The organism is Gordonibacter urolithinfaciens (assembly GCF_900199375.1).
Classification (GTDB): Bacteria; Actinomycetota; Coriobacteriia; order Coriobacteriales; family Eggerthellaceae; genus Gordonibacter; species Gordonibacter urolithinfaciens.
On the sequence record NZ_LT900217.1, the window covers coordinates 2,868,470 to 2,886,070 of the forward strand.

General features: G+C 69.0%; 18 protein-coding genes and 1 tRNA gene. 12 read left to right on the forward strand and 7 right to left on the reverse strand.

Translation table 11 applies throughout. The features are described 5' to 3' along the window. Positions 1-332 precede the first annotated feature (332 nt). From BN3560_RS12275 to BN3560_RS12290, 4 genes are read left to right on the forward strand one after another with little or no spacing between them, the layout of a single operon-like run. Positions 333-1,022: an ABC transporter ATP-binding protein gene (locus BN3560_RS12275; protein ID WP_096228280.1), complete on the forward strand. Its 690-nt coding sequence runs from the start codon at positions 333-335 to the stop codon at positions 1,020-1,022. Beyond that, a complete protein-coding gene (locus BN3560_RS12280) occupies positions 1,019-1,813 on the forward strand; it encodes an ABC transporter permease (RefSeq protein WP_087190512.1) in 795 nt (264 codons plus the stop codon). The genes BN3560_RS12275 and BN3560_RS12280 overlap by 4 nt, the downstream gene beginning before the upstream one ends. 40 nt (positions 1,814-1,853) lie before the next feature. Next, positions 1,854-2,216, forward strand: coding sequence for an SURF2 Surfeit locus protein 2 (locus BN3560_RS12285; RefSeq protein ID WP_096228281.1), 363 nt, complete (start codon positions 1,854-1,856; stop codon positions 2,214-2,216). A 32-nt stretch (positions 2,217-2,248) separates the two neighbouring features. Next, positions 2,249-3,436, forward strand: a complete 1,188-nt coding sequence (locus BN3560_RS12290; RefSeq protein ID WP_096228282.1) for a histone-lysine N-methyltransferase — start codon at positions 2,249-2,251, stop codon at positions 3,434-3,436. Positions 3,437-3,622: 186 nt separating this feature from the next. On the opposite strand, the gene BN3560_RS12295 is transcribed toward BN3560_RS12290, so the two are convergent. Together BN3560_RS12295 and BN3560_RS12300 are read right to left on the reverse strand one after the other, a co-directional pair. Beyond that, positions 3,623-4,444 carry an arylamine N-acetyltransferase family protein gene (locus tag BN3560_RS12295; RefSeq protein WP_096228283.1) on the reverse strand — a complete coding sequence of 274 codons (822 nt, stop codon included), beginning with the start codon at positions 4,442-4,444 and terminating at the stop codon, positions 3,623-3,625. 180 nt (positions 4,445-4,624) lie between these two features. Continuing rightward, positions 4,625-5,038 carry a YbaN family protein gene (locus BN3560_RS12300; protein WP_087190516.1) on the reverse strand — a complete coding sequence of 138 codons (414 nt, stop codon included), beginning with the start codon at positions 5,036-5,038 and terminating at the stop codon, positions 4,625-4,627. Between the two features lie 479 nt (positions 5,039-5,517). Here BN3560_RS12300 and infC point away from each other — a divergent pair, with 479 nt between their 5' ends. Genes infC through rplT form a run of 3 tightly spaced genes read left to right on the forward strand, consistent with a single transcriptional unit; the run spans position 5,518 to position 6,674 of the window. Continuing rightward, complete coding sequence (gene infC, locus BN3560_RS12305; protein ID WP_172623289.1) at positions 5,518-6,102, forward strand: translation initiation factor IF-3; 585 nt, start codon at positions 5,518-5,520, stop codon at positions 6,100-6,102. After that, positions 6,102-6,299, forward strand: a complete 198-nt coding sequence (gene rpmI, locus BN3560_RS12310) for a 50S ribosomal protein L35 (protein ID WP_015540216.1) — start codon at positions 6,102-6,104, stop codon at positions 6,297-6,299. The genes infC and rpmI overlap by 1 nt, the downstream gene beginning before the upstream one ends. A 21-nt stretch (positions 6,300-6,320) precedes the next feature. Next, positions 6,321-6,674: a 50S ribosomal protein L20 gene (rplT, locus tag BN3560_RS12315; protein ID WP_096228284.1), complete on the forward strand. Its 354-nt coding sequence runs from the start codon at positions 6,321-6,323 to the stop codon at positions 6,672-6,674. Positions 6,675-6,864: 190 nt separating this feature from the next. On the opposite strand, the gene BN3560_RS12320 is transcribed toward rplT, so the two are convergent. After that, a complete protein-coding gene (locus tag BN3560_RS12320) occupies positions 6,865-7,257 on the reverse strand; it encodes a NifB/NifX family molybdenum-iron cluster-binding protein (protein ID WP_331712899.1) in 393 nt (130 codons plus the stop codon). A gap of 86 nt (positions 7,258-7,343) precedes the next feature. On the opposite strand from BN3560_RS12320, the gene BN3560_RS12325 reads away from it, so the two are divergent. The 3 genes from BN3560_RS12325 to BN3560_RS12335 all read left to right on the forward strand — a co-directional run bounded on the left by BN3560_RS12325 (position 7,344) and on the right by BN3560_RS12335 (position 11,145). Continuing rightward, complete coding sequence (locus tag BN3560_RS12325; RefSeq protein WP_096228285.1) at positions 7,344-10,442, forward strand: FAD-dependent oxidoreductase; 3,099 nt, start codon at positions 7,344-7,346, stop codon at positions 10,440-10,442. After that, a complete protein-coding gene (locus BN3560_RS12330; RefSeq protein ID WP_231897401.1) occupies positions 10,439-10,813 on the forward strand; it encodes a DUF1667 domain-containing protein in 375 nt (124 codons plus the stop codon). Before BN3560_RS12325 ends, BN3560_RS12330 begins: the two co-directional genes overlap by 4 nt. A gap of 77 nt (positions 10,814-10,890) precedes the next feature. Next, the gene (locus BN3560_RS12335; RefSeq protein WP_087190648.1) at positions 10,891-11,145 is read left to right on the forward strand and encodes a hypothetical protein; all 255 of its coding nucleotides are present in this window, start codon (positions 10,891-10,893) and stop codon (positions 11,143-11,145) included. 318 nt (positions 11,146-11,463) lie between these two features. On the opposite strand, the gene BN3560_RS12340 is transcribed toward BN3560_RS12335, so the two are convergent. The 3 genes from BN3560_RS12340 to BN3560_RS12350 all read right to left on the reverse strand — a co-directional run bounded on the left by BN3560_RS12340 (position 11,464) and on the right by BN3560_RS12350 (position 15,823). After that, positions 11,464-13,089: a DEAD/DEAH box helicase gene (locus BN3560_RS12340; RefSeq protein WP_096228286.1), complete on the reverse strand. Its 1,626-nt coding sequence runs from the start codon at positions 13,087-13,089 to the stop codon at positions 11,464-11,466. A gap of 259 nt (positions 13,090-13,348) precedes the next feature. Beyond that, a complete protein-coding gene (locus BN3560_RS12345; protein WP_123649931.1) occupies positions 13,349-14,257 on the reverse strand; it encodes a hypothetical protein in 909 nt (302 codons plus the stop codon). Between the two features lie 75 nt (positions 14,258-14,332). Next, a complete protein-coding gene (locus BN3560_RS12350) occupies positions 14,333-15,823 on the reverse strand; it encodes a glycosyltransferase (RefSeq protein ID WP_096228288.1) in 1,491 nt (496 codons plus the stop codon). Positions 15,824-16,240: 417 nt separating this feature from the next. Between BN3560_RS12350 and BN3560_RS12355 the strand changes: the two genes are divergently transcribed. Together BN3560_RS12355 and BN3560_RS12360 are read left to right on the forward strand one after the other, a co-directional pair. Further along, positions 16,241-16,315, forward strand: a tRNA-Glu gene (locus BN3560_RS12355). A 64-nt stretch (positions 16,316-16,379) separates the two neighbouring features. Beyond that, on the forward strand, positions 16,380-16,595 hold the full coding sequence (locus tag BN3560_RS12360) for a helix-turn-helix domain-containing protein (RefSeq protein ID WP_096228687.1): 216 nt from the start codon (positions 16,380-16,382) through the stop codon (positions 16,593-16,595). A gap of 81 nt (positions 16,596-16,676) precedes the next feature. On the opposite strand, the gene BN3560_RS12365 is transcribed toward BN3560_RS12360, so the two are convergent. Next, positions 16,677-17,597 (reverse strand): EamA family transporter, encoded by a 921-nt coding sequence (locus tag BN3560_RS12365; protein WP_231897402.1) that lies wholly within the window; start codon positions 17,595-17,597, stop codon positions 16,677-16,679. Between the last annotated feature and the right edge of the window lie 4 nt (positions 17,598-17,601).

Genomic DNA, 17,601 nt, shown 5'->3' on the forward strand with positions numbered 1-17,601 from the left:
TCGAGGCGCCTTTCGACAGGTCGCCTCGAGAAAGGCCAGGTCGCCTTTTTGAGCGTTACGTTGTCGATTGCCAAACCGGCTCTTTTTTGACAGGAAAGGCCGGAATCGGCGGCAGATCCCGGCCTTTCGCTCGCGAGGGCGGCCTGCGGTTCCGGCAGCGTCCCCTGGCGCGCTGCGAACGGGGATTCACCCGCCGTGCAGCGGGTCCATCAGGCGGGGCTTCGCTAGGCTCGCCCGCCCGCCCCGCTGCGGCGCGCCTGCTCGGGCGCGCGTCTGCATCCTAGCCGGCAACCGTTTCGCCTCATGAGGCGAAACGGTGCTACCATGGTTCCATGAGCCTTTTCCGTGCCGAGCATATCGCCCTGTCCTACCGTCGCGGCGGCGAAGCCGTGCCGCTTCTGCGCGACGCGTCGCTCTCGCTCGAGGCGGGCGTGATCTGCGACCTCGTGGGACCATCGGGTGCGGGGAAGTCGACGCTCCTGCGCGCGTGCGCGCTCATGCTGGGGCGCGACTCCGGCGAGCTCTACCTGGACGGACGGCCCTCCTCGGCGTTCAAGCCGACCGAGTGGCGCCGCCAGGTGTGCCTCGTGCCGCAGCAAGCCGCGCTCGTGGCGGGCACGGTGCGCGACAACCTGGTGCTCCCGTGGAGGCTCAAGGTGAACGCCGGCACGCAGCCGCCCGCCGACGACGAGCTCGCGCGCCTGCTGGACGCGGCCGAGCTCTCCGACGTGGGCCTGGCCCGCGACGTGTCGCAGCTCTCCGGCGGCCAGGCCGCTCGCGTGGCGCTCCTGCGCGCGTTCGCCACGCGCCCGCGCGTGCTGCTGCTCGACGAGGTGGACGCGGCGCTCGACGACGACTCCGCGCTTGCGGTGGGCCGCCTCACGCGCAGCCTCGTGGACGCGCGCACCGCCTGCCTGCGCATCCGCCACCGCGCCTCCGACGGCTTCGCGTCCGGCACGTTCACGCTGGCGGACGGCGCGCTCTCCTTCGCGGCGGCGGGCGGGGAGGGGGTGCGCCCGTGACCGACGGCGTGGTGGACATCGGCTACGTGGAGCTCTTCTCGGCGAGCGCCCTCATGCTCGTGGCGGGCCTCGTGTCGTGGAAGCTGGAGCTCGGGCAGACGCGCCGCATCGCCGTGTCGTCGGTGCGCTGCTTCGTGCAGCTCCTCGCCGCGGGCTTCCTGCTCACGTACCTGTTCGAGTTCCAAACGTGGTGGCTCGTGCTCTTGGTGCTGGCGGCCATGGTGATCGCCGCCACGCAGATCGCCACGTCGCGCGTGAAGAGCCGCATCCCCGGGCTGGTGCCCGCCGTGTTCGTCTCGCTCTTCGTGTCCTCCACCGCCATCGGCCTCATCGTGGTGGAAGGGGTCGTGCACGCCGAGCCGTGGTACAACGCGCGGCAGCTCGTGCCCATCGTGGGCATGATCATGGGCAACGCCATGGCTGCCGTGGCCGTGGCCATCGACCGGCTGTTCGCGGACATGGACGCCCGCGCCTCCGAGATGTTCTCGCTCGTGGCGCTCGGGGCGACGCCGCACGAGGCGGCTGCCCCCTCGCTCAAGGCCGCCATCGGGGCGGGCATGACGCCGGTGCTCGCCAACATGTCGGCGGCGGGCATCGTCACGTTCCCCGGCATGATGACCGGCCAGCTGCTCGCGGGCGCCGACCCGCTGGCCGCGGCCAAGTACCAGATCGTGGTCATGCTCATGCTTTCGGCGGCCAACACCATCGCCATCGTCATGGCGAGCTATCTCACGTACCGCCGCCGCTTCGCCCCCGATGGATATTATTTGGACAAGGGCCTGCGCGGATAGGCCGTACCTTATAATCGGCAAGACGCGAAAGGAATGCACCGTGGCTGACGAGAAGGCGTTTTCCCATATTACGGTTACCACCGACGATGATGACGACGTCGTCATCCAGGCGGGCGCCCGCGCGGTTTCGCGCCCGGTCCCCGTACCCGTGCCGGAGCCCGATTGCGCGCCCGTTGCCGAGGAACCTGCGTCCGGCGAGGCCGCCGCGGAAGAGGACGTATCCGGCAACCCGTCTTCCAGCCGCTCGGGCGAGATGCCGCGGTCCTCGGAGGAGCCCTGTCGCGAGCAGCGGCTCGAAGATCTTTCGGGAGCACCCATGCCCAAGGCCCAGAAGGCCGTGCTGGCTACGGCGCTGCTGCTCATCGTAGGGTTCGCCGCATACTACTTCTTCTTCATGCGCTGATGCGCTCTCCTCAAAGGCAGGAAGGTCGAACGATGCCAAAACACGCTGCAAGCAAACCATCCGGGGCCCCGTCGGATCCCGATCGCATTCCCGATGCCGGCGGCCCTGCCGCAGACGACCGCGACGAGCGCATCGGCCTGACGGAGGCGTTCGCGCCCGTCGGCGCCGACCCGGTGGCCGCAGCGCCCGAGGCTCCAGCCGACGACCGGGACAACGCCATCGGCCTCACCCAGGCGTTCGCCCCGGTGGGCGGTGCTCCGAGCGGCCCGGCGCATGCCGGCGGCTTCAGCTACAAGGGCGACACCGACGACGAGTACCCGGACGCCTTCGACAGCCTCGAGCCGCGCGACACGCCGTCGCTGCTGCTCGACGACGAGGCGCCCCTGGAGCCCGAGCCGCCGAAGGGCCTCCACGGCAAGAAGGACAAGACGGACGTGCCCCCGCATATGCGCAAGTCGCGCCGCATGCGCCGCGTGCTCATCGTGGTTATCGTGCTGCTGGTGGTGCTCATCGGCGTTCTGGGCTACCTCACCTGGCGCCTCGTCACCGAGAGCCAGACGCTGGCCGCCCAGCAGACGCAGCAGCAGCAGGACGCGCAGGAGGTGACCGCCATCCAGCAGGAGGAGACGAAGGACGCCTCCACCGAGACCACGAAGAAGACCGAGGCGCCGAACCTCGCCGCCGTGCTGGGCCTCGGCCAGGACGAGGCCCTGGCTGCGCTCGCCCATGGCGCCCAGGTAACCGCCTCGAAGGACGTGAACGAGGAAGGCAACCCCATCAAGAAGGACGTGACGGTGGCTTTGACCGACGAGCCGGCCGACACGCGCACGGGCACGCCCACGGTGTACCTGGGCCTCAACGAGGAGGGCAAGGTCGTGCAGGCGGGCTATTCCGCCTCCACCGCCGCGCTCGGCTACGGATCGAGGAGTTTCGCTGATATCGTCCAGAATGATCATGTTGTAGAAAGAACATTGCAAGAGGCTGGTGTTCCTGTTGCCGAAGGCTCTGCCGTGCTTCCCGAGGACAAGATGGTTTATACCACTATGGATTCCAGTGGCACTAGGGTCGTGAAGGAGAACTGCTCGTTCTCGGGCACGGTCGACCTGAACGGCGCGCCCCACGAGTGGTCCGCGGTGCTGTCCTATAACTACACCACCGCGAACATGTCCGGCAACCTTGCCGACACCATCCGCATCATCTACGTGTACATCAACGCTTAGGGGTTCCGGCGGCCTCCTGGCCGCCGGAACCTGCCGACGCTGCGGCCGGCCGTGGTGCCCGATCTTGCCGCGATCCCGGAGGCTCGCGTACCGCAGTACGCTTCGCCTCCGCAATACCGCCAACCTCGGGCACGGCCGGCCTCGCTAACTTGCTACGACAATATGCGATCCCGTTTTCGCGCCTTCTCACGCCCCGTGCGGTCGGAAGCCGAAGTACTGCTCGCAGGCGTCGGCGAAGGCTGCCTCGTCGGGCAGGGGGATGCGCTCCTTCTTGCCGTCTTTTCGCACGGTGAGCATGTCGTCCCAGATGGCGAAGTAGCCGTTCGGCGTGCGCAGGTTCGCTATGCGGTGGTCGTGGAACTCCGTGCCCGGACGGGAGCAGGCAAGGTTGAGCGCGTCGAAGTCCCTGTCCATCACGGTTGCCAGGCACAGCTCCAGCTCGGTCTGCATGCGAGAGGGCCCCTCGATGCCGTAGAGATCCTTCTTCGCCCCGGTCACGCGATCCACGGCCCACCAGTACGCGTCGATGCGGCGCGCGGTGAACGACTCGCCGCGGATGATCTGCTCCTGTCCGTCCGCGAGCGAGAGCGAGGCCGAGGGCAGCGGCCCGCCGAAGCCCACGTCCACGAGGACCTCTTTGCCGTCCAGCTCCACGAGCACGGCGCGGTGGTTGATGGGATCTTTCACCTTGGCCCCGCATACGGCGCGGCACAGGCACGGACGCACCCGGTAGCCCAGGCTTGCCAGCAGCGCCTCGAACAAGGCGTTCAGCTCGAAGCAGTAGCCGCCGCGGCGTTGCGCGACCAGCTTGTCGAACACCCGGGCCGGCTCCAGGTCGGGCGGCTCGGTGCAGCGGTACATGTCGATGGTCTCGAACGGGATGGAGCACTGGTGCGCGTAGACGAGTTCGTCGAGCGCCTCCCGCGTGGGACGTTCGGGCCGCTCGAGCCCGAGGCGTGCAAGGTAGGCGCGCGTCCTTTGCGCGCCGAGAGCGAATTCGCCTTCCATAGATCTCCCCTGTTCGGTCTACGGTGCCCGGGCTTCCCCTGCGCCCGAGGCGTCACGTGCCAATGATAACGCAAAACGCACGCAAAGTGGGATGGGCCTTCCATCTTGCTCGATGCGGCCGCTTGCATGGCGGGCGGGCGCAGGCCGACAGGGCGGGCGGAACGCGACCGGCGCGGCGGCCTACTCGGCCTCGTCGGCCTTGCGGGCGGCGCGCACGTTCTCGAGCGAGATGGTGGGGATGCGCACGAGCATGAGGTACAGCAGGAACAGGGCCACGCAGCCCAGGACGATCCAGACGACGGGCTTGCGGACGAAAAAGGCGCTGGCGCCCATGAGCACGAACGACACGGTGAGTATGCGCACCTTCGTGGCAGCGGGGATGCCCCCGGCCTCCTTGAACGCGGCCACGTAGGTGCGGTAAACCTTCGTGGAGACGATCCACGCGTGGCAGCGCGGCGACGACCGCGCGAACAGGAACGTGGCCAGAAGGAGCAGCGGGGTGGTGGGCAGCACGGGCACGAACACGCCGATGCAGCCTATGACGCAGGCGATCCAGGCTCCGGCGAGCATGAGCAGGCGGGGCAGGCGATTCATGGAAGTCCTTCCGTAGCGGTGGGCGGACGGTGCTCCTCGGCGGCGTTTCGCCGTTGGCAGCAGTATACCGAACGCCAAGCTCCGCGGGCGGAATCCGCGGGGTTTTCCCGACGGGCGGCCTCGGAAGGTCCTTTCCGGCCATGCGCGAGGTTGCGCGCATGGCCGGCACGCGGCATCGCCGATTGCACGTGGCCTGGCGAAAAGATGGCGAGAGGCTGGCTTTGGCGAGGAGGCGGAGAAGACGGCAGGGAAGGTTACGCGAAAAGGACGATTCACCCCTTGCATCTTCCGCTTGCCGTGCTACAATAGGCAGGCTGTTTACACAAGCGAGGGGAAACCCTCCACCTGATTCGGCGCTTCGGCTGCTGATGGGTCGCTCGAATACGGGGCCGCACGCGGCCCGGTCATGAGAATCGAACCCGTCGCTTTCCGGAGCGGCGGGTTTTTCATTGAAGCGCGCAAGCGCGGAAGAATGGGAGGTGAGCGCGATAGCTGCTCAAGAGCCTCGGCTCAACGAAGAAATCACCGTCCGGGAATGCCGTCTGATCGGCTTCGACGGCGAGCAGATGGGCATTTACGTCACGGCGGAGGCCCAGCGCGTCGCGGACAACCAGGGGCTCGATCTCGTGGAGATCGCCCCGAACGCCGAACCGCCCGTGTGCCGCATCATGGACTACGGGAAGTTCAAGTACGACCAGGCCATCAAGGCCAAGCAGGCCCGCAAGAACCAGAGCAAGGTCGAGACGAAGGAAATGAAGTTCCGGCCGAAGATCGACGTGGGCGACTACACGACGAAGAAGAAGCACGTCATGCGCTTCCTCGACGCCGGCAACAAGGTGAAGATCACCATCATGTTCCGCGGGCGCGAGATGGCGCACCCGGAGCTGGGCCTCACCATCCTGGAGCGCCTGGCCGACGACCTGAAGGACGAGGCGGTCATCGAGAACCAGCCGAAGATGGAAGGCCGCAACATGCACATGCTCATCGCCCCCCTGCCCGCAGCGGTGGCGGCGAAGAAGAAAAAGGAAAACGAGAAGAAGGAAGCTGAAGGGAAGGACGAGTAATGCCCAAGATGAAGACCCATCGCGGCACCGCGAAGCGTTTCCGCGTCACCGGTTCCGGCAAGATCATGCGCTCGAAGGCCTACAAGAGCCACATCATGACCAAGAAGAGCCAGAAGCGCAAGCGCAACTTCCGCCACGAAACCGAAGTGTCCAAGGCCGATCAGAAGACCGTCGCGCGCGGTCTCGGCCTTCGCTAGAGAAGGAACAGGTGATAGAACATGGCTCGTGTCAAGCGTGCAGTCAGCGCCCATAAGAAGCGTCGTACCATCCTCAACCGCGCCAAGGGCTACTACGGTGCGAAGTCCCGTTCCTACCGTGCCGCGAAGGAGCAGGTGCAGCATTCGCTCCAGTACATGTACCGCGACCGCCGCAACAAGAAGCGCGAGATCCGTCGCCTCTGGATCACCCGCATCAACGCGGCCGCCCGCATCAACGGCATGAGCTACTCGGTGCTCATGAACGGCCTCAAGAAGGCCGGCGTGCAGCTGGACCGCAAGGTGCTGTCCGACATGGCCGTCAACGACCCCGCGGCGTTCACCGCCATCACCGAGGTTGCCAAGAAGGCCCTGTAGCAACCTGCGGGCCTTCGGGCCTGCAGAGCTTTCTGCGCCGGGAACGAACGGCGCCATGAAGAAAAGGCCCCGCATCGCGGGGCCTTTTGCGGTGCTCGATGGGGCGCCGGGTGTGACAGGGGTGTGACAGGGGGACGTGTGTGACAGGGGGACGGGGACAATGTCACGCCCCGTGGAGGGGACGGGCGTCTTACGCTTCGGCAAGATCCCGGTCGTGGCCATCTTCGTGCTCCCAGCCATCCAGGTGGCACAGCTCGTCCACGCCGGTGAGCGTGCGGGTGAGGTAGGCCTGCACCACTTCGCGCGCGCTTCCGTGCGCGCCGGCTATGACCTCGATACCTGCATGGCAGAACACGTTCGCCACGTCGTAGTCGATGGCTCCCACGATGAGCGTGTCCACGCCCATCTCCACGAGCAGAGCCACGAGCTTGGGGGCGGCCAAGCCGGGGTTCGGCAGGTTCTGGCATTCCACGATGATGCCCCGGTCGACCCGGTAACACATGTAGCTGGCGCATTGCCTGAAACGGGGAGCAACTTCCAAGCCTTCGCTGGCTACTGCGATCCTCATGAGCACCCTTTCCATTCGATCTGACTCCCTTACGATAGCGTGTTTGCCCGATTGCGTGTCCGCCCTTTCGCCCAGCGGGGAAAAATAGTAAGCTGAACGACATGGATACCTTTGAAGAGCTTTCTTATGACGTCGTCGTGGTTGGAGCGGGCATAGCCGGCGCGGCCTGTGCCCGCGAGCTGTCCCGCTACCGGCTTGACGTGGCCGTGCTCGAAGCCGGCAACGACGTGGCCTGCGGGGCGACCCGCGCGAACTCCGGCATCGTGCATGCCGGCTACGACCCGGTGCCCGGCACGCTCAAGGCGCGCTACAACCGGGAGGGCTCGCGGCTCTTCGCTCGGTGGGCCGACGAGCTGGGTTTCGCCTACCGGCGCAACGGCTCGCTCGTGCTGGCGTTCACCGACGAGGAGCTGGCGAGCGTCCGTGCGCTCGTGGCACGGGCGGCGGAGAACGGCGTGGAGGGCGTGCGCGAGCTGGACGCTGCGGAGGTGCGCGCGCTGGAGCCGGCCGTCGCCCCGTCTGCGAAGGGCGCGCTGCTGGCCGAGACCGGCGCCCTATGCGATCCGTACGAGGTTGCGCTCGCCTGCTTGGAGCAGGCCGCGGAGCACGGCGCGCGGCTGTTCTTCGGCGAGCGGGTGGTGGGCATCGGGCGGTCGGGGCAGGCCGGCGAGGGCGGTCCGGACGGCTCGGGCGGGCGCTATCTCGTGTCGACCTCGTCAGGCGCGCGCATTGCCTGCCGGGCCGTGGTGAACGCGGCGGGCGTGCATGCCGACGAATTGAACAACCTGGTGAGCGCCCTCAAGCTTCGCATCGTGCCGCGGCGGGGCGAGTACCTGCTCTACGACACCGACCAGGGCGGCGCGTTCTCCCACACGGTGTTCCAAGCGCCCTCGCGCGCGGGCAAGGGCGTGCTCGTGACGCCGACCGTGCACGGCAACCTGCTGGTGGGGCCGAACGCCGTGGAGCAGGGGAGCAAGGAGGACGTGTCCACGAGCGCCGAGGGCCTCGCGTTCGTGCTGGAGGCGGCGCGGCGAACGTGGCCCGATGCGGGCACGCGCGGAGTCATCGCGAACTTCGCGGGTCTGCGTGCCTCGTGCGCGGAGGGCGACTTCGTCATCGGCCAGCCGGACGACGCGCCGGGCTTCTTCAACGTTGCCTGCTTCGACTCTCCGGGCCTCACCTCGGCGCCCGCCGTGGCCGTGGACGTGGCCGCCGGCGTGGCCGGGCTGCTGGGGGCTTCGCCAAGGCCGGACTTCGACCCGCGCCGCCGGCACGCCGTTCCGTTCTCCGGGATGGGCGAGGAGGAGCGTGCCCGAGCCATCGCGGCCGATCCACGCGCCGGGCATGTGGTGTGCCGCTGCTGCGAGGTGACGGAGGCCGAGGTCGTGGCGGCGCTTCATGGCCCGGTGCCCGTGCTCTCGCTCGACGCGCTCAAATGGCGCACGCGCGCTACGATGGGGCGGTGCCACGGCGGGTTCTGCTCGCCCGAGATCGCGAAGATCGTCGCGCGCGAGACGGGCACGGCTCCGGACGCCTTGGACAAGCGGCTGCCGGGCTCGCCGCTCGTGGCCGCGGCGCGGCCGGACTATGCGGCGCTGGCGCGGATCGAAGGCGAAGGGGGCCTTGCGGCCGGCGCGCACGCGCTTTCGGGCGCGGCAGGGCGCGGCACCGACACGGTCGGGTCGCTTGCCGATGCCCCTTACGTGGCGGGTTCCCCCTACGACGTGGTCGTGGTGGGCGGGGGCGCGGCGGGCATGGCCGCTGCGCGCGCCGCAGCCGACGCCGAAGCGCGCCGGGTGCTTTTGGTGGACCGCGAGGCGAAGCTGGGCGGCATCCTGAAGCAGTGCGTGCACAACGGGTTCGGCCTGCACCGCTTCGGCGAGGAGCTCACCGGGCCCGAGTACGCCGCGCGCGAGGCCGCGGCGCTCGAAGGGCGCCCGGCCGCCGTTGGCGGTGAGGCCGGGGCGCAGGATGCGCCCGGTGCGACGGCCTGCGTGGAGGTGCTGCTCGGAGCGTCGGTGCTTTCGGTAGACGCGGCGCGCGCCGATGCCGGGGAGCTTGTGGTGCGCGCAGTGAGCGGGGCGGGGGTCCACGTGCTGCGCGCCCGCGCCGTCGTGCTGGCCACGGGCTCGCGCGAGCGCGGCGCCGGCGCGCTCAACCTGGCCGGCAGCCGCCCGTCGGGCGTGTTCTCGGCCGGCAGCGCGCAGAACTTCATGAATTTGCAGGGGTGCCTGCCGGGCCGGCGCGCCGTCATCCTGGGCTCGGGCGACATCGGCCTTATCATGGCGCGCCGCCTGGCCTCCCAGGGCGCCCAGGTCGAGGGCGTCTACGAGCTGATGCCCCATCCCTCGGGCCTGCGGCGCAACATCGTGCAGTGCCTGGACGACTTCGGCATCCCGCTGCACCTGAGCCGCACGGTCGTGCGGCTGGAGGGTGCGGGCCGGCTGGAGGCCGTGCACATCGCCCACGTCGACCCCGCCACGCTCAAGCCCGTTCCGGGTACCGAGCGGCGCGTGGCCTGCGACACCCTGCTGCTGTCCGTGGGCCTCATCCCCGAGAACGAGGTGGCGAAGACGGCCGGCGCGGCGCTCGATGCGGTGACGGGCGGCCCGCGGGTCGACAACCGGTTGGCCACCGGCGTGCCGGGGCTCTTCGCCTGCGGAAACGCGCTGCATGTGCACGACTTGGTGGACCATGCGTCCGCCGAGGGCGAGTCGGCCGGCGCGGCTGCGGCGGCCTATGCGCGCCGCGTTGCCCTCGGCGGGCATGCTGCCGGGGAGGGGGCGCGCGGTACCGCGTTGCCGGTTGCCGCCGTGACGGCCGTTCCCGTGCTCCCGGACGAGGGGGTTCGCTACGTGGTTCCCCAGGCCATCGACCCGGCCACGGGTGCCGACGAGGACGTGACGCTGTCGCTGCGCGTGTCGCGCGCCCTGCGCGGGCCGCGCTTCTTCGTGGAGGGCGTGGCTGCCGACGGGTCGGTGCGCACGGTGAAGAAAGCCAAGACCATGGTGGCGGTGCCGGCCGAGATGGTGCAGATCAAGCTATCGGGTGCCGACGTTGCGGGCCTCTCCTCGCTGCACGTGCGGGTGGAGGGGCGTCCGGACGATGCGCCGCCGTCCGTTGCGTCGCAAGCGGCGGCTTTGCAGGCCGCGCGAGGCGCCGACAAGCGGCCCGACGTGGCGGGAGGGGGAGCCGAATGATGCAGCTTGCCACCGAGATAACCACGTTCACCTGCATCTGCTGCCCGTTGGGCTGTCAGCTTGAGGTGTCTTTCGACGAGCATGGCAGCGTGACCGAGGTGTCCGGCAATACGTGCGGGCGCGGTGCGGCGTACGCGGAGCGCGAGGCTGCGGCGCCCGAGCGCATGGTGACGGCCGTGCTGCCCGTGGAGGGCTGCCTGGAACCCGTGAGCGTGAAGACGGCGTCCCCCGTGCCGAAGGCCCGGGTGGCCGACGTGCTGGCAGCCTGCCTGTCCGCGCGCTTGGCGGCACCGGTCGCGGCGGGCGACGTCATCGTGGCCGACGCGTGCGGCACCGGCGTGGACGTCGTCGCCACGAAAAGCGTACCATAGCGGCGAGGATTGCAAAGGGCTGCCAGGAGCGAGGGCGCCGGCAGGCGAGGCGAGGGCGAAGGGGCAAGGTGGCCGCCATGGCGGACGAAGACGTGCGGGGACAGCAGGAGGAAGGGCGCGGTGCCCGCATCGCGGGGACGGCCATCGTGGCTGTGGGCGTGGTCGCGCTGATATTCGCCGCTGCCGCGGCGGCGTTCTTCCTGTTGGCCGAGCTGCTGCAGGGAGCGTGGCTCCTGGCCGGCAGCGCGCTCGTCGTGCTGGCCGGCCTCGTGTGGGCCGCCAACCGCCTGGTTCGCGTCGCCGCCAACCAGAACAAGGACCCGCTGGGGTAAGACCCTCGCCCGCGGATGGCGGAAGGGCGTCCCGGCTGGCCCATGACGGGAGGACGGCCACGGCCAGCTGGCGGCGGGGATGCGGGTGCCTTGCCGGCGACCCGTTCCGGTGCCGGGAGAGGGTCGGGTGGACGAGATCCGGGGCTATGGCATGTTTGCCGTCCGGATAACGCAGGGCAGATTCTCCCGAACAGGTGTTTCTCTGTGATCGTTCCAATCGCGCAGGCGGAAAACATGCCATGGCCCCGGATCTCGTCACTGTGCCTTTAGGTTGGGTATTGCCCGATGCCGCAGCTTCCGGCAGTGCGATTCTCCTTCCTAGCGCTGCTTTCCGCGGCGCTTCGCCACGTCGGCGCGGTGGGCGCGCCCGGGCCGCAGGTCGCTGCCGCCGCGGGCGGACTTCGCCGGCGAAGATCCCTTCGCCGGCTGCTGCTTCGGCTGGGCGGGACGGCCAGAGGCCCCCTGCGCGGGCTTTCTCGCCGAGGGCTGTGCCGTCGGCTGGCCCTTGCCGGCTTTCGCCGTCGCGCCTGAGGCCGGCTTCTTCGGGCCCTTCTGGGCGGGGCGCTGGCGGGTCGGCTGGCCCCCTGCCACGCCGGCCGGCTTCTTCGCCGCGCGCTTCCTGCCGCCCTGCCCGCCGGCACCGGCACCGCGACCCTGCCCGCGTCCGCCGGCATCCTGCGCCCCTTCCGCGGCGGCCTCGCGGGCGCGCTCCTTCTTGCGCTCGCGCTTCGCCATCTCGCGTGAGGCCTGGGCTATCTCGGGGTCGGTGCGCGCGGCCTTGCGCGTGGCGTGGGCAGCGGCCTCGGCCAGCGCCTCCTGCTCGTCGAACGAGGCTATCTCCATCTCCGGGATCTCGCGCTTGATGAGCTTCTGGATGTCGCGCAGCGCGTCCTCGGTCTCCGGGCTCACGAACGAGATGGCCCAGCCCTCCTCGCCGGCGCGGCCCGTGCGGCCGATGCGGTGCACGTAGTCCTCGGGCACGGTGGGCAGGTCGTAGTTGATCACATGGTCGACGCTCTCCACGTCGATGCCCCGTGCCAACACGTCCGTGGCCACGAGCACGTCGGTGGTGCCGCTCATGAAGTTGTCGAGTGCGCGGCGGCGTTGGTTCTGGCTGCGGTCGGAGTGGATGGCCTCGGCCGTGTAGCCCGCCTTCTTCAGCCGGCGGCACGTGGCGTCGGCACGGCTGCGGGTGCGGGCGAACACGATGACGCGCTCGTGCCCCTTCTCGGCCAGCACCGCCTTCAGCAGGGCCGGCTTGAGCGTCTGCGGGGCGCGGACGATGAACTGCTCCACCGTGTCGGCCGTCTCGCCCTTGTGGGCTATCTCCACCATGGCCGGGTCGTGCAGGAGCTTTCCCACGCTGCCCATGATGGAGCGGTCGATGGTGGCCGAGAACAGGAGCGTCTGCCGGCTGGCGGGCGTCGCCCCTATGATCTTGCGCATTGAGGGCAGAAAGCCCATGTCCAGCATGCGGTCGGCCTCGTCGAGCACGAGCACCTCCACGTCGCCCAGGCGCGCGGCCCCTTGGTCCATGAGGTCCACGAGGCGGCCGGGCGTGGCGATGAGCACGTCGGTGCCGTGCTTGAGCTTCTGGATCTGCGGCTCATAGGACAGGCCGCCCACCACGGTGGCTATGCGGTGGTGGGTGGACACGGCCACGGCGGCGCACACCTCGCCGATCTGCTGCGCCAGCTCGCGCGTGGGCGTGACCACCAGCATGAGCGGCCCCTGCCCGCCCTTCGCGTGCCCGAGCCCGTCCAGGGCGGGCAGCGAGAACGCGGCCGTCTTGCCCGTGCCGGTCTTGGCGGCCGCAATGAGGTCGCGGCCCTCCAGCACCAGCGGGATGGCCTGCTCCTGTACGGGGGTGGGCGTTTCGTATCCCAGGCGCGTTACGGCGTCGAGGACTTCCGGGGACAGCCCCAGCTCGTTGAACTGCTTCATATTCCTCTGTTTCTGCTTCGTAAGGTTCCAAAACGGCGGCCCGCGGCCGTCGATGCCGTGCGGGGCTCGATCCGCCGCAGCGCGCATTCGGAAGATCGACGCGCAGCGGGGCTCCGCCCGGCGCGCAATGCCCCCATTATCCCCCAAGACGCTGGTCATGCGGGCGATCTCGCGGAATCGCCACAGAACCGCCGCGGCGGCGGGCGGGGAGTCGGGAGGCGGGAAAAGCAGGCGGCGGGGGCCGCCCGCGCCCGCCGCGCTAGTCGGGCACGGATATCTCCAGGGCCCGCACGAGGTTGGGGAGGTAGAACTCGTCCAGGTTGAAGCCGCTGTCTATGAGGTAGCGGTTGAAGTCGAACGTGCGGTACGCCCAGAGGTGGTAGACGGTTCCGCCGAGCTCGCACGTGGCGGTCTCGTCGGGCGGGCGGCCCAGGACGGTGATGCCGAGCACGGCGGGGTTCGTGGAGCAGCCCACGTAGACGGGCACCTTGCCGTTGGCGACGAACAGGTTCTTGTCGCCGTCCAGGTAGTCGAAGATCATCTCGGCTGCCTTCTCCTCCTCCGAGGCGTAGGCGAGCGGCTGGCTGCGATGCTGCGGCACCACGTCGAAGTTGGCGGGCGCGGATTCCAGGTAGAGCGGGTTCGAGTAGCGTTCTCCCCTCTGGTCGAGGAAGGCGAAAGCGAGCCAATCGCCGTCCGATTCGCCGGCGGCCAGGCATACGGCGACGGCGGTGCGGTTGCCGCCGTAGGGCGGTCCCTCGAACACGAACAGCGGTTCGGACATGCTCTGGTAAAGCGAGCTTTCGCCGTGTGTCGCCCGGGCCGCCGCGAGCGCCGCCCCGGGCGAGTCGTAGTAGGTTGCGGCCTCTTCGGCGCCTTCGCAATAGCGCACCTCGGACAGCATGGATATGCCCACCAGCAAGTCGAGGGAGTTCTCCCCGACCTCGGACAGCTCCTTGGCCTCGCGGGGGTCGAGGTACTCGTCCACGGCCACCATCAGCTCGGGAGCGCTATGGCGGATGGCGGAGGCGTCCTGTTGGCGCTCGCGCGGGGTCAGGGCGACGACGGCGACGAGGACCGCGAGCGCGACCACGGCCGCGCAGGCCGCGGCCAGGGCGGCTCGTCTCGGCCCGCGGTGTCCGCGCGCGGGGCTCGGTGCTGCGTCCAATCGGTTCACCTCCGTGTCGCTTGAGGGCCGTATCGGGCGCCGCCGCTTGGCCCCCGTCCGATGCGCCGCTCGGCTCTAGCGCGTGTGCGCAGGCTTCCCGCCCCAGTAGAAGCGCAGGAAATGCTTCCTCCGCTGCGGGTCGTCGGGGCCCTTGGGGTGCGCGGCCAGCTCCAGCGTGGCACGGGCGACGTCGCGCGCGGCGTCCGGGTGGCGCAGGAAGCTGCCGTTGATCAACATGGAGCGGATGCTCTCCGGGTTCTTCTCGATGTGGCGCAGCGCGTCCAGCAGCTCGCGGGACGTGGTCACGTGCATGGCCGCGCCGAGCGAGGTGAGCATCCGCACGTTCACCTTCTCCTGGCCGTACGCGCGGCCCAACAGCACCATGGGCACCTGCGCGCACAGGCATTCCGTGACCACGAGGCCGCCGGACTTGCAGATGACCACGTCGCTGGCCGCCATGAGCGCCGCCATGCCCTCCACGTAGTCGAGCACGCTCACGTTGGCAAGTCCCAGATCGGCGCATTCCTGCCGCAGGTGGCGGGCGTAATCGGCGTCGTTGCCGGCCACGATGACGAAGTGCATGTCCGAAAGCGCGTGGAGGTAGGGCAGCAGCTTGTCGAGCGCGTCGCGGAAGTGCACGTAGGGGCGGGGCAGCTGCGCGCCGGCCAGCGCCAGCACCACGGTCTTGTCCTGCGGCAGCCCCAGGCGCTCGCGCGTCTCGCGCTGGTCGTAGGTGCGGCGGAAGTCCTCGCGCGTGGGGATGCCCGTGATGCGGATGCCCTCCTCGGGCACGCGGCGGGGGCGCAGCGTCTCGGCCATGGACTCGTTCGCCACGCAGAACAGGTCGGTGTAGCGGTGCGGCCAGAGGCCCTCGGTCTCGTAGTCGGTGGGCACGCACACGATGGGGAACTCCAGGCCCGAGAGCATGCGCGCGCCCACGGCCACGTTCGCCGCCGTGATGTGCGTGCATACGATGGCCAGCGGGCGCACCTCGCGCACGTACTCGGTGAAGGCGGGGTACATGATGCGCGACCAAGCGGTGCCGCCGGCCCACAAAAGGCGGCCGGTGAGCGTGAAGCGCCAGGTGAGGTCATAGATGGGACGCGTGGCCCCGGTGAAGAGCGATGCGGCGTGGTCGCCGTCGAACACGATGCGGCCCCAGTCCAGGATATCGACGACCTCTACTTCCAGGTCCTCGGGAACGGGTACGCCGGCAAGCGCGCCCTGCGGCGCATGGGGGCGGGGCGCGCCGTCTGCGGCTTCTCCGGCGCCGGCCCGGGCGGCCGCCGCCTCGTCGCGCAGCAGCTCGAAGGCCTGGGCCACGGCCATGGCCGCGCTGCGGTGGCCCGAGCCCACGGAAGCGTGCATGACGATTACGCGCGGCTTGGGCGGCGCTGCGGCCTCGTCGCCCGCGGGCTCCGCGACATCAGGCAATGCCGGCGCGGCGGCCGGCGTGTCGGCTGCATCGGAAGGCCTCGCATTTCCGACGGGCCCCGAGGGGGGCTCCTCGGCCTCGCCGGGGCGATCGATTAGGGGTTGCGGCCGAGCCGCCTTGTCCGTGTCCATGCTTCCATCATACCGCAACGTCCCCGCTTGCGGGCGATTTCCCGGTCCGCCAGCACCCGGATTCACGGAACGAGTGGAACCCTTCCAAAAGCGGGGCGCCCGATGGTTAGGGATTCGTGACGGACGGCGAACGGGAAGGTGCGCGCCCGGCCGTCCGGTAAACTGGTCGCCGGCGGTACTCCGGCGCACGGGAACTCGGAAGGCACGACCGTGCGCCGGAAGCGCCATCTCTCGGCTTTGCGCGGGCCGTCTTGGAACCCGGGCCCGTTCCGATACGCGCGGGCCGCCCTGGCATCCTGCTCCGACATCCGCGGCATCGCTGCGATCGGCGCTTCGATGCCTGAAAATTCACCCTTGCATTGCCGCGCTGGCTTTGCAATAATGTTCAGGCTGTTTTCCTTGGCGGAAAACGACTTCGTCCCCATAGTCTAGAGGTCAGGACGCGGCCCTTTCAAGGCTGAGACACGGGTTCGATTCCCGTTGGGGGCACCACCCTTGCAACCCGGCTACCCTCGTGGAGTCGGGTTTTCTGTTTCATGCGAAGGATGGAATGGAAATGGGAATCGACGAGAGAAAAATGCTTGGAAGGAAGATACGGGAATTCCGTGAGGGGCTCGACCTCACTCAGGAGGAACTGGCCGTGGCCATAGGAAACGGCAGCAAGCAGTACGTCTCGTCTATCGAAAACGGCGCGAAGAACGTTACCATCGACGTTCTATGTCGCATCGCGTCCGCTCTTAAAGTGAGGGTAAGAGACCTCATCTCATTCTAAGTCGAGATTTTATCCCCGACGGGGGGCATTGCTTCATGCATGCCTGGACGCCCGCGAAAGTCGCCTGCGTTCTCATGATCTTTACCTGGCATCTTCCAGAACGCCGGTCTTGGCGGGGAGCAGGTTCGGCAGCTGGGACACCACCACGCCGGCCAGGATGACGACGACGCCGACGGCCTGCAGGGTGCTCACGGGCTCGCCCAGCACGAACACCGAGATGAGGATGCCGCAGGGCAGCTCCGAGGACGCCATGATGGTGGACAGGCCGGTTGGCAGGTGCGGGGTGCCGATGCCGAACAGCACCACGGGGATGAGCAGGCCGAATGCGCCCAGTACGAGGCCGTACTTCCAGATGCCGGCCTGCAGCGCGCCGCTTGCGAAGTAGCCGGGGCACACGGCGAAGCCGAGGATGCACGCGCCCAGGCATACGAACAGGCCGCGCTGGATGGGCGGCAGGTCCACGCCGATGCGCCCCGACAGGAACATGAACAGCGCCGTGCTCACGGCCGAGAGCAGCCCGCACGCCACGCCGAGAGGATCCATGGCGCCCGCCCCCTCCGAGAACAGCCCGCTGGCGAGCAGCGTGCCGCCCAGGATGATGGCGGCCGCCGCGAGCTCGGCCGTGCTCGGACGGCGGCGCGTGACGACGATCTGGATGACCACCCCTATCCAGGTGAATTGGAACAACAGCGTGATGGCCACGGCCACGGACAGCCTCGTGAGCGCGAAGTTGTACAGCACGCAGGTAGTGCAGGTGGTCAGGCCGAGTCCCAGCAGGCGCAGCACGCCGCGGGGGGAGAGATGCACGGGGCGTTTGCCCGCAAGCGCCAGCACCGCCAGCGCCACGGCGAACAGGAGCGTGCCGAACAGCGGTTGGCTCGCCGCGACCTGCGTCCATTGGAAGCCGTCCGCAAGCGCGAACTTCACCGTGGTGGCCATGATGCCGTAGCTGGCGCCGCCCGCGAACACGAGGGCCGAGTATTTCAAGATGTTCTTCTGCATGGAC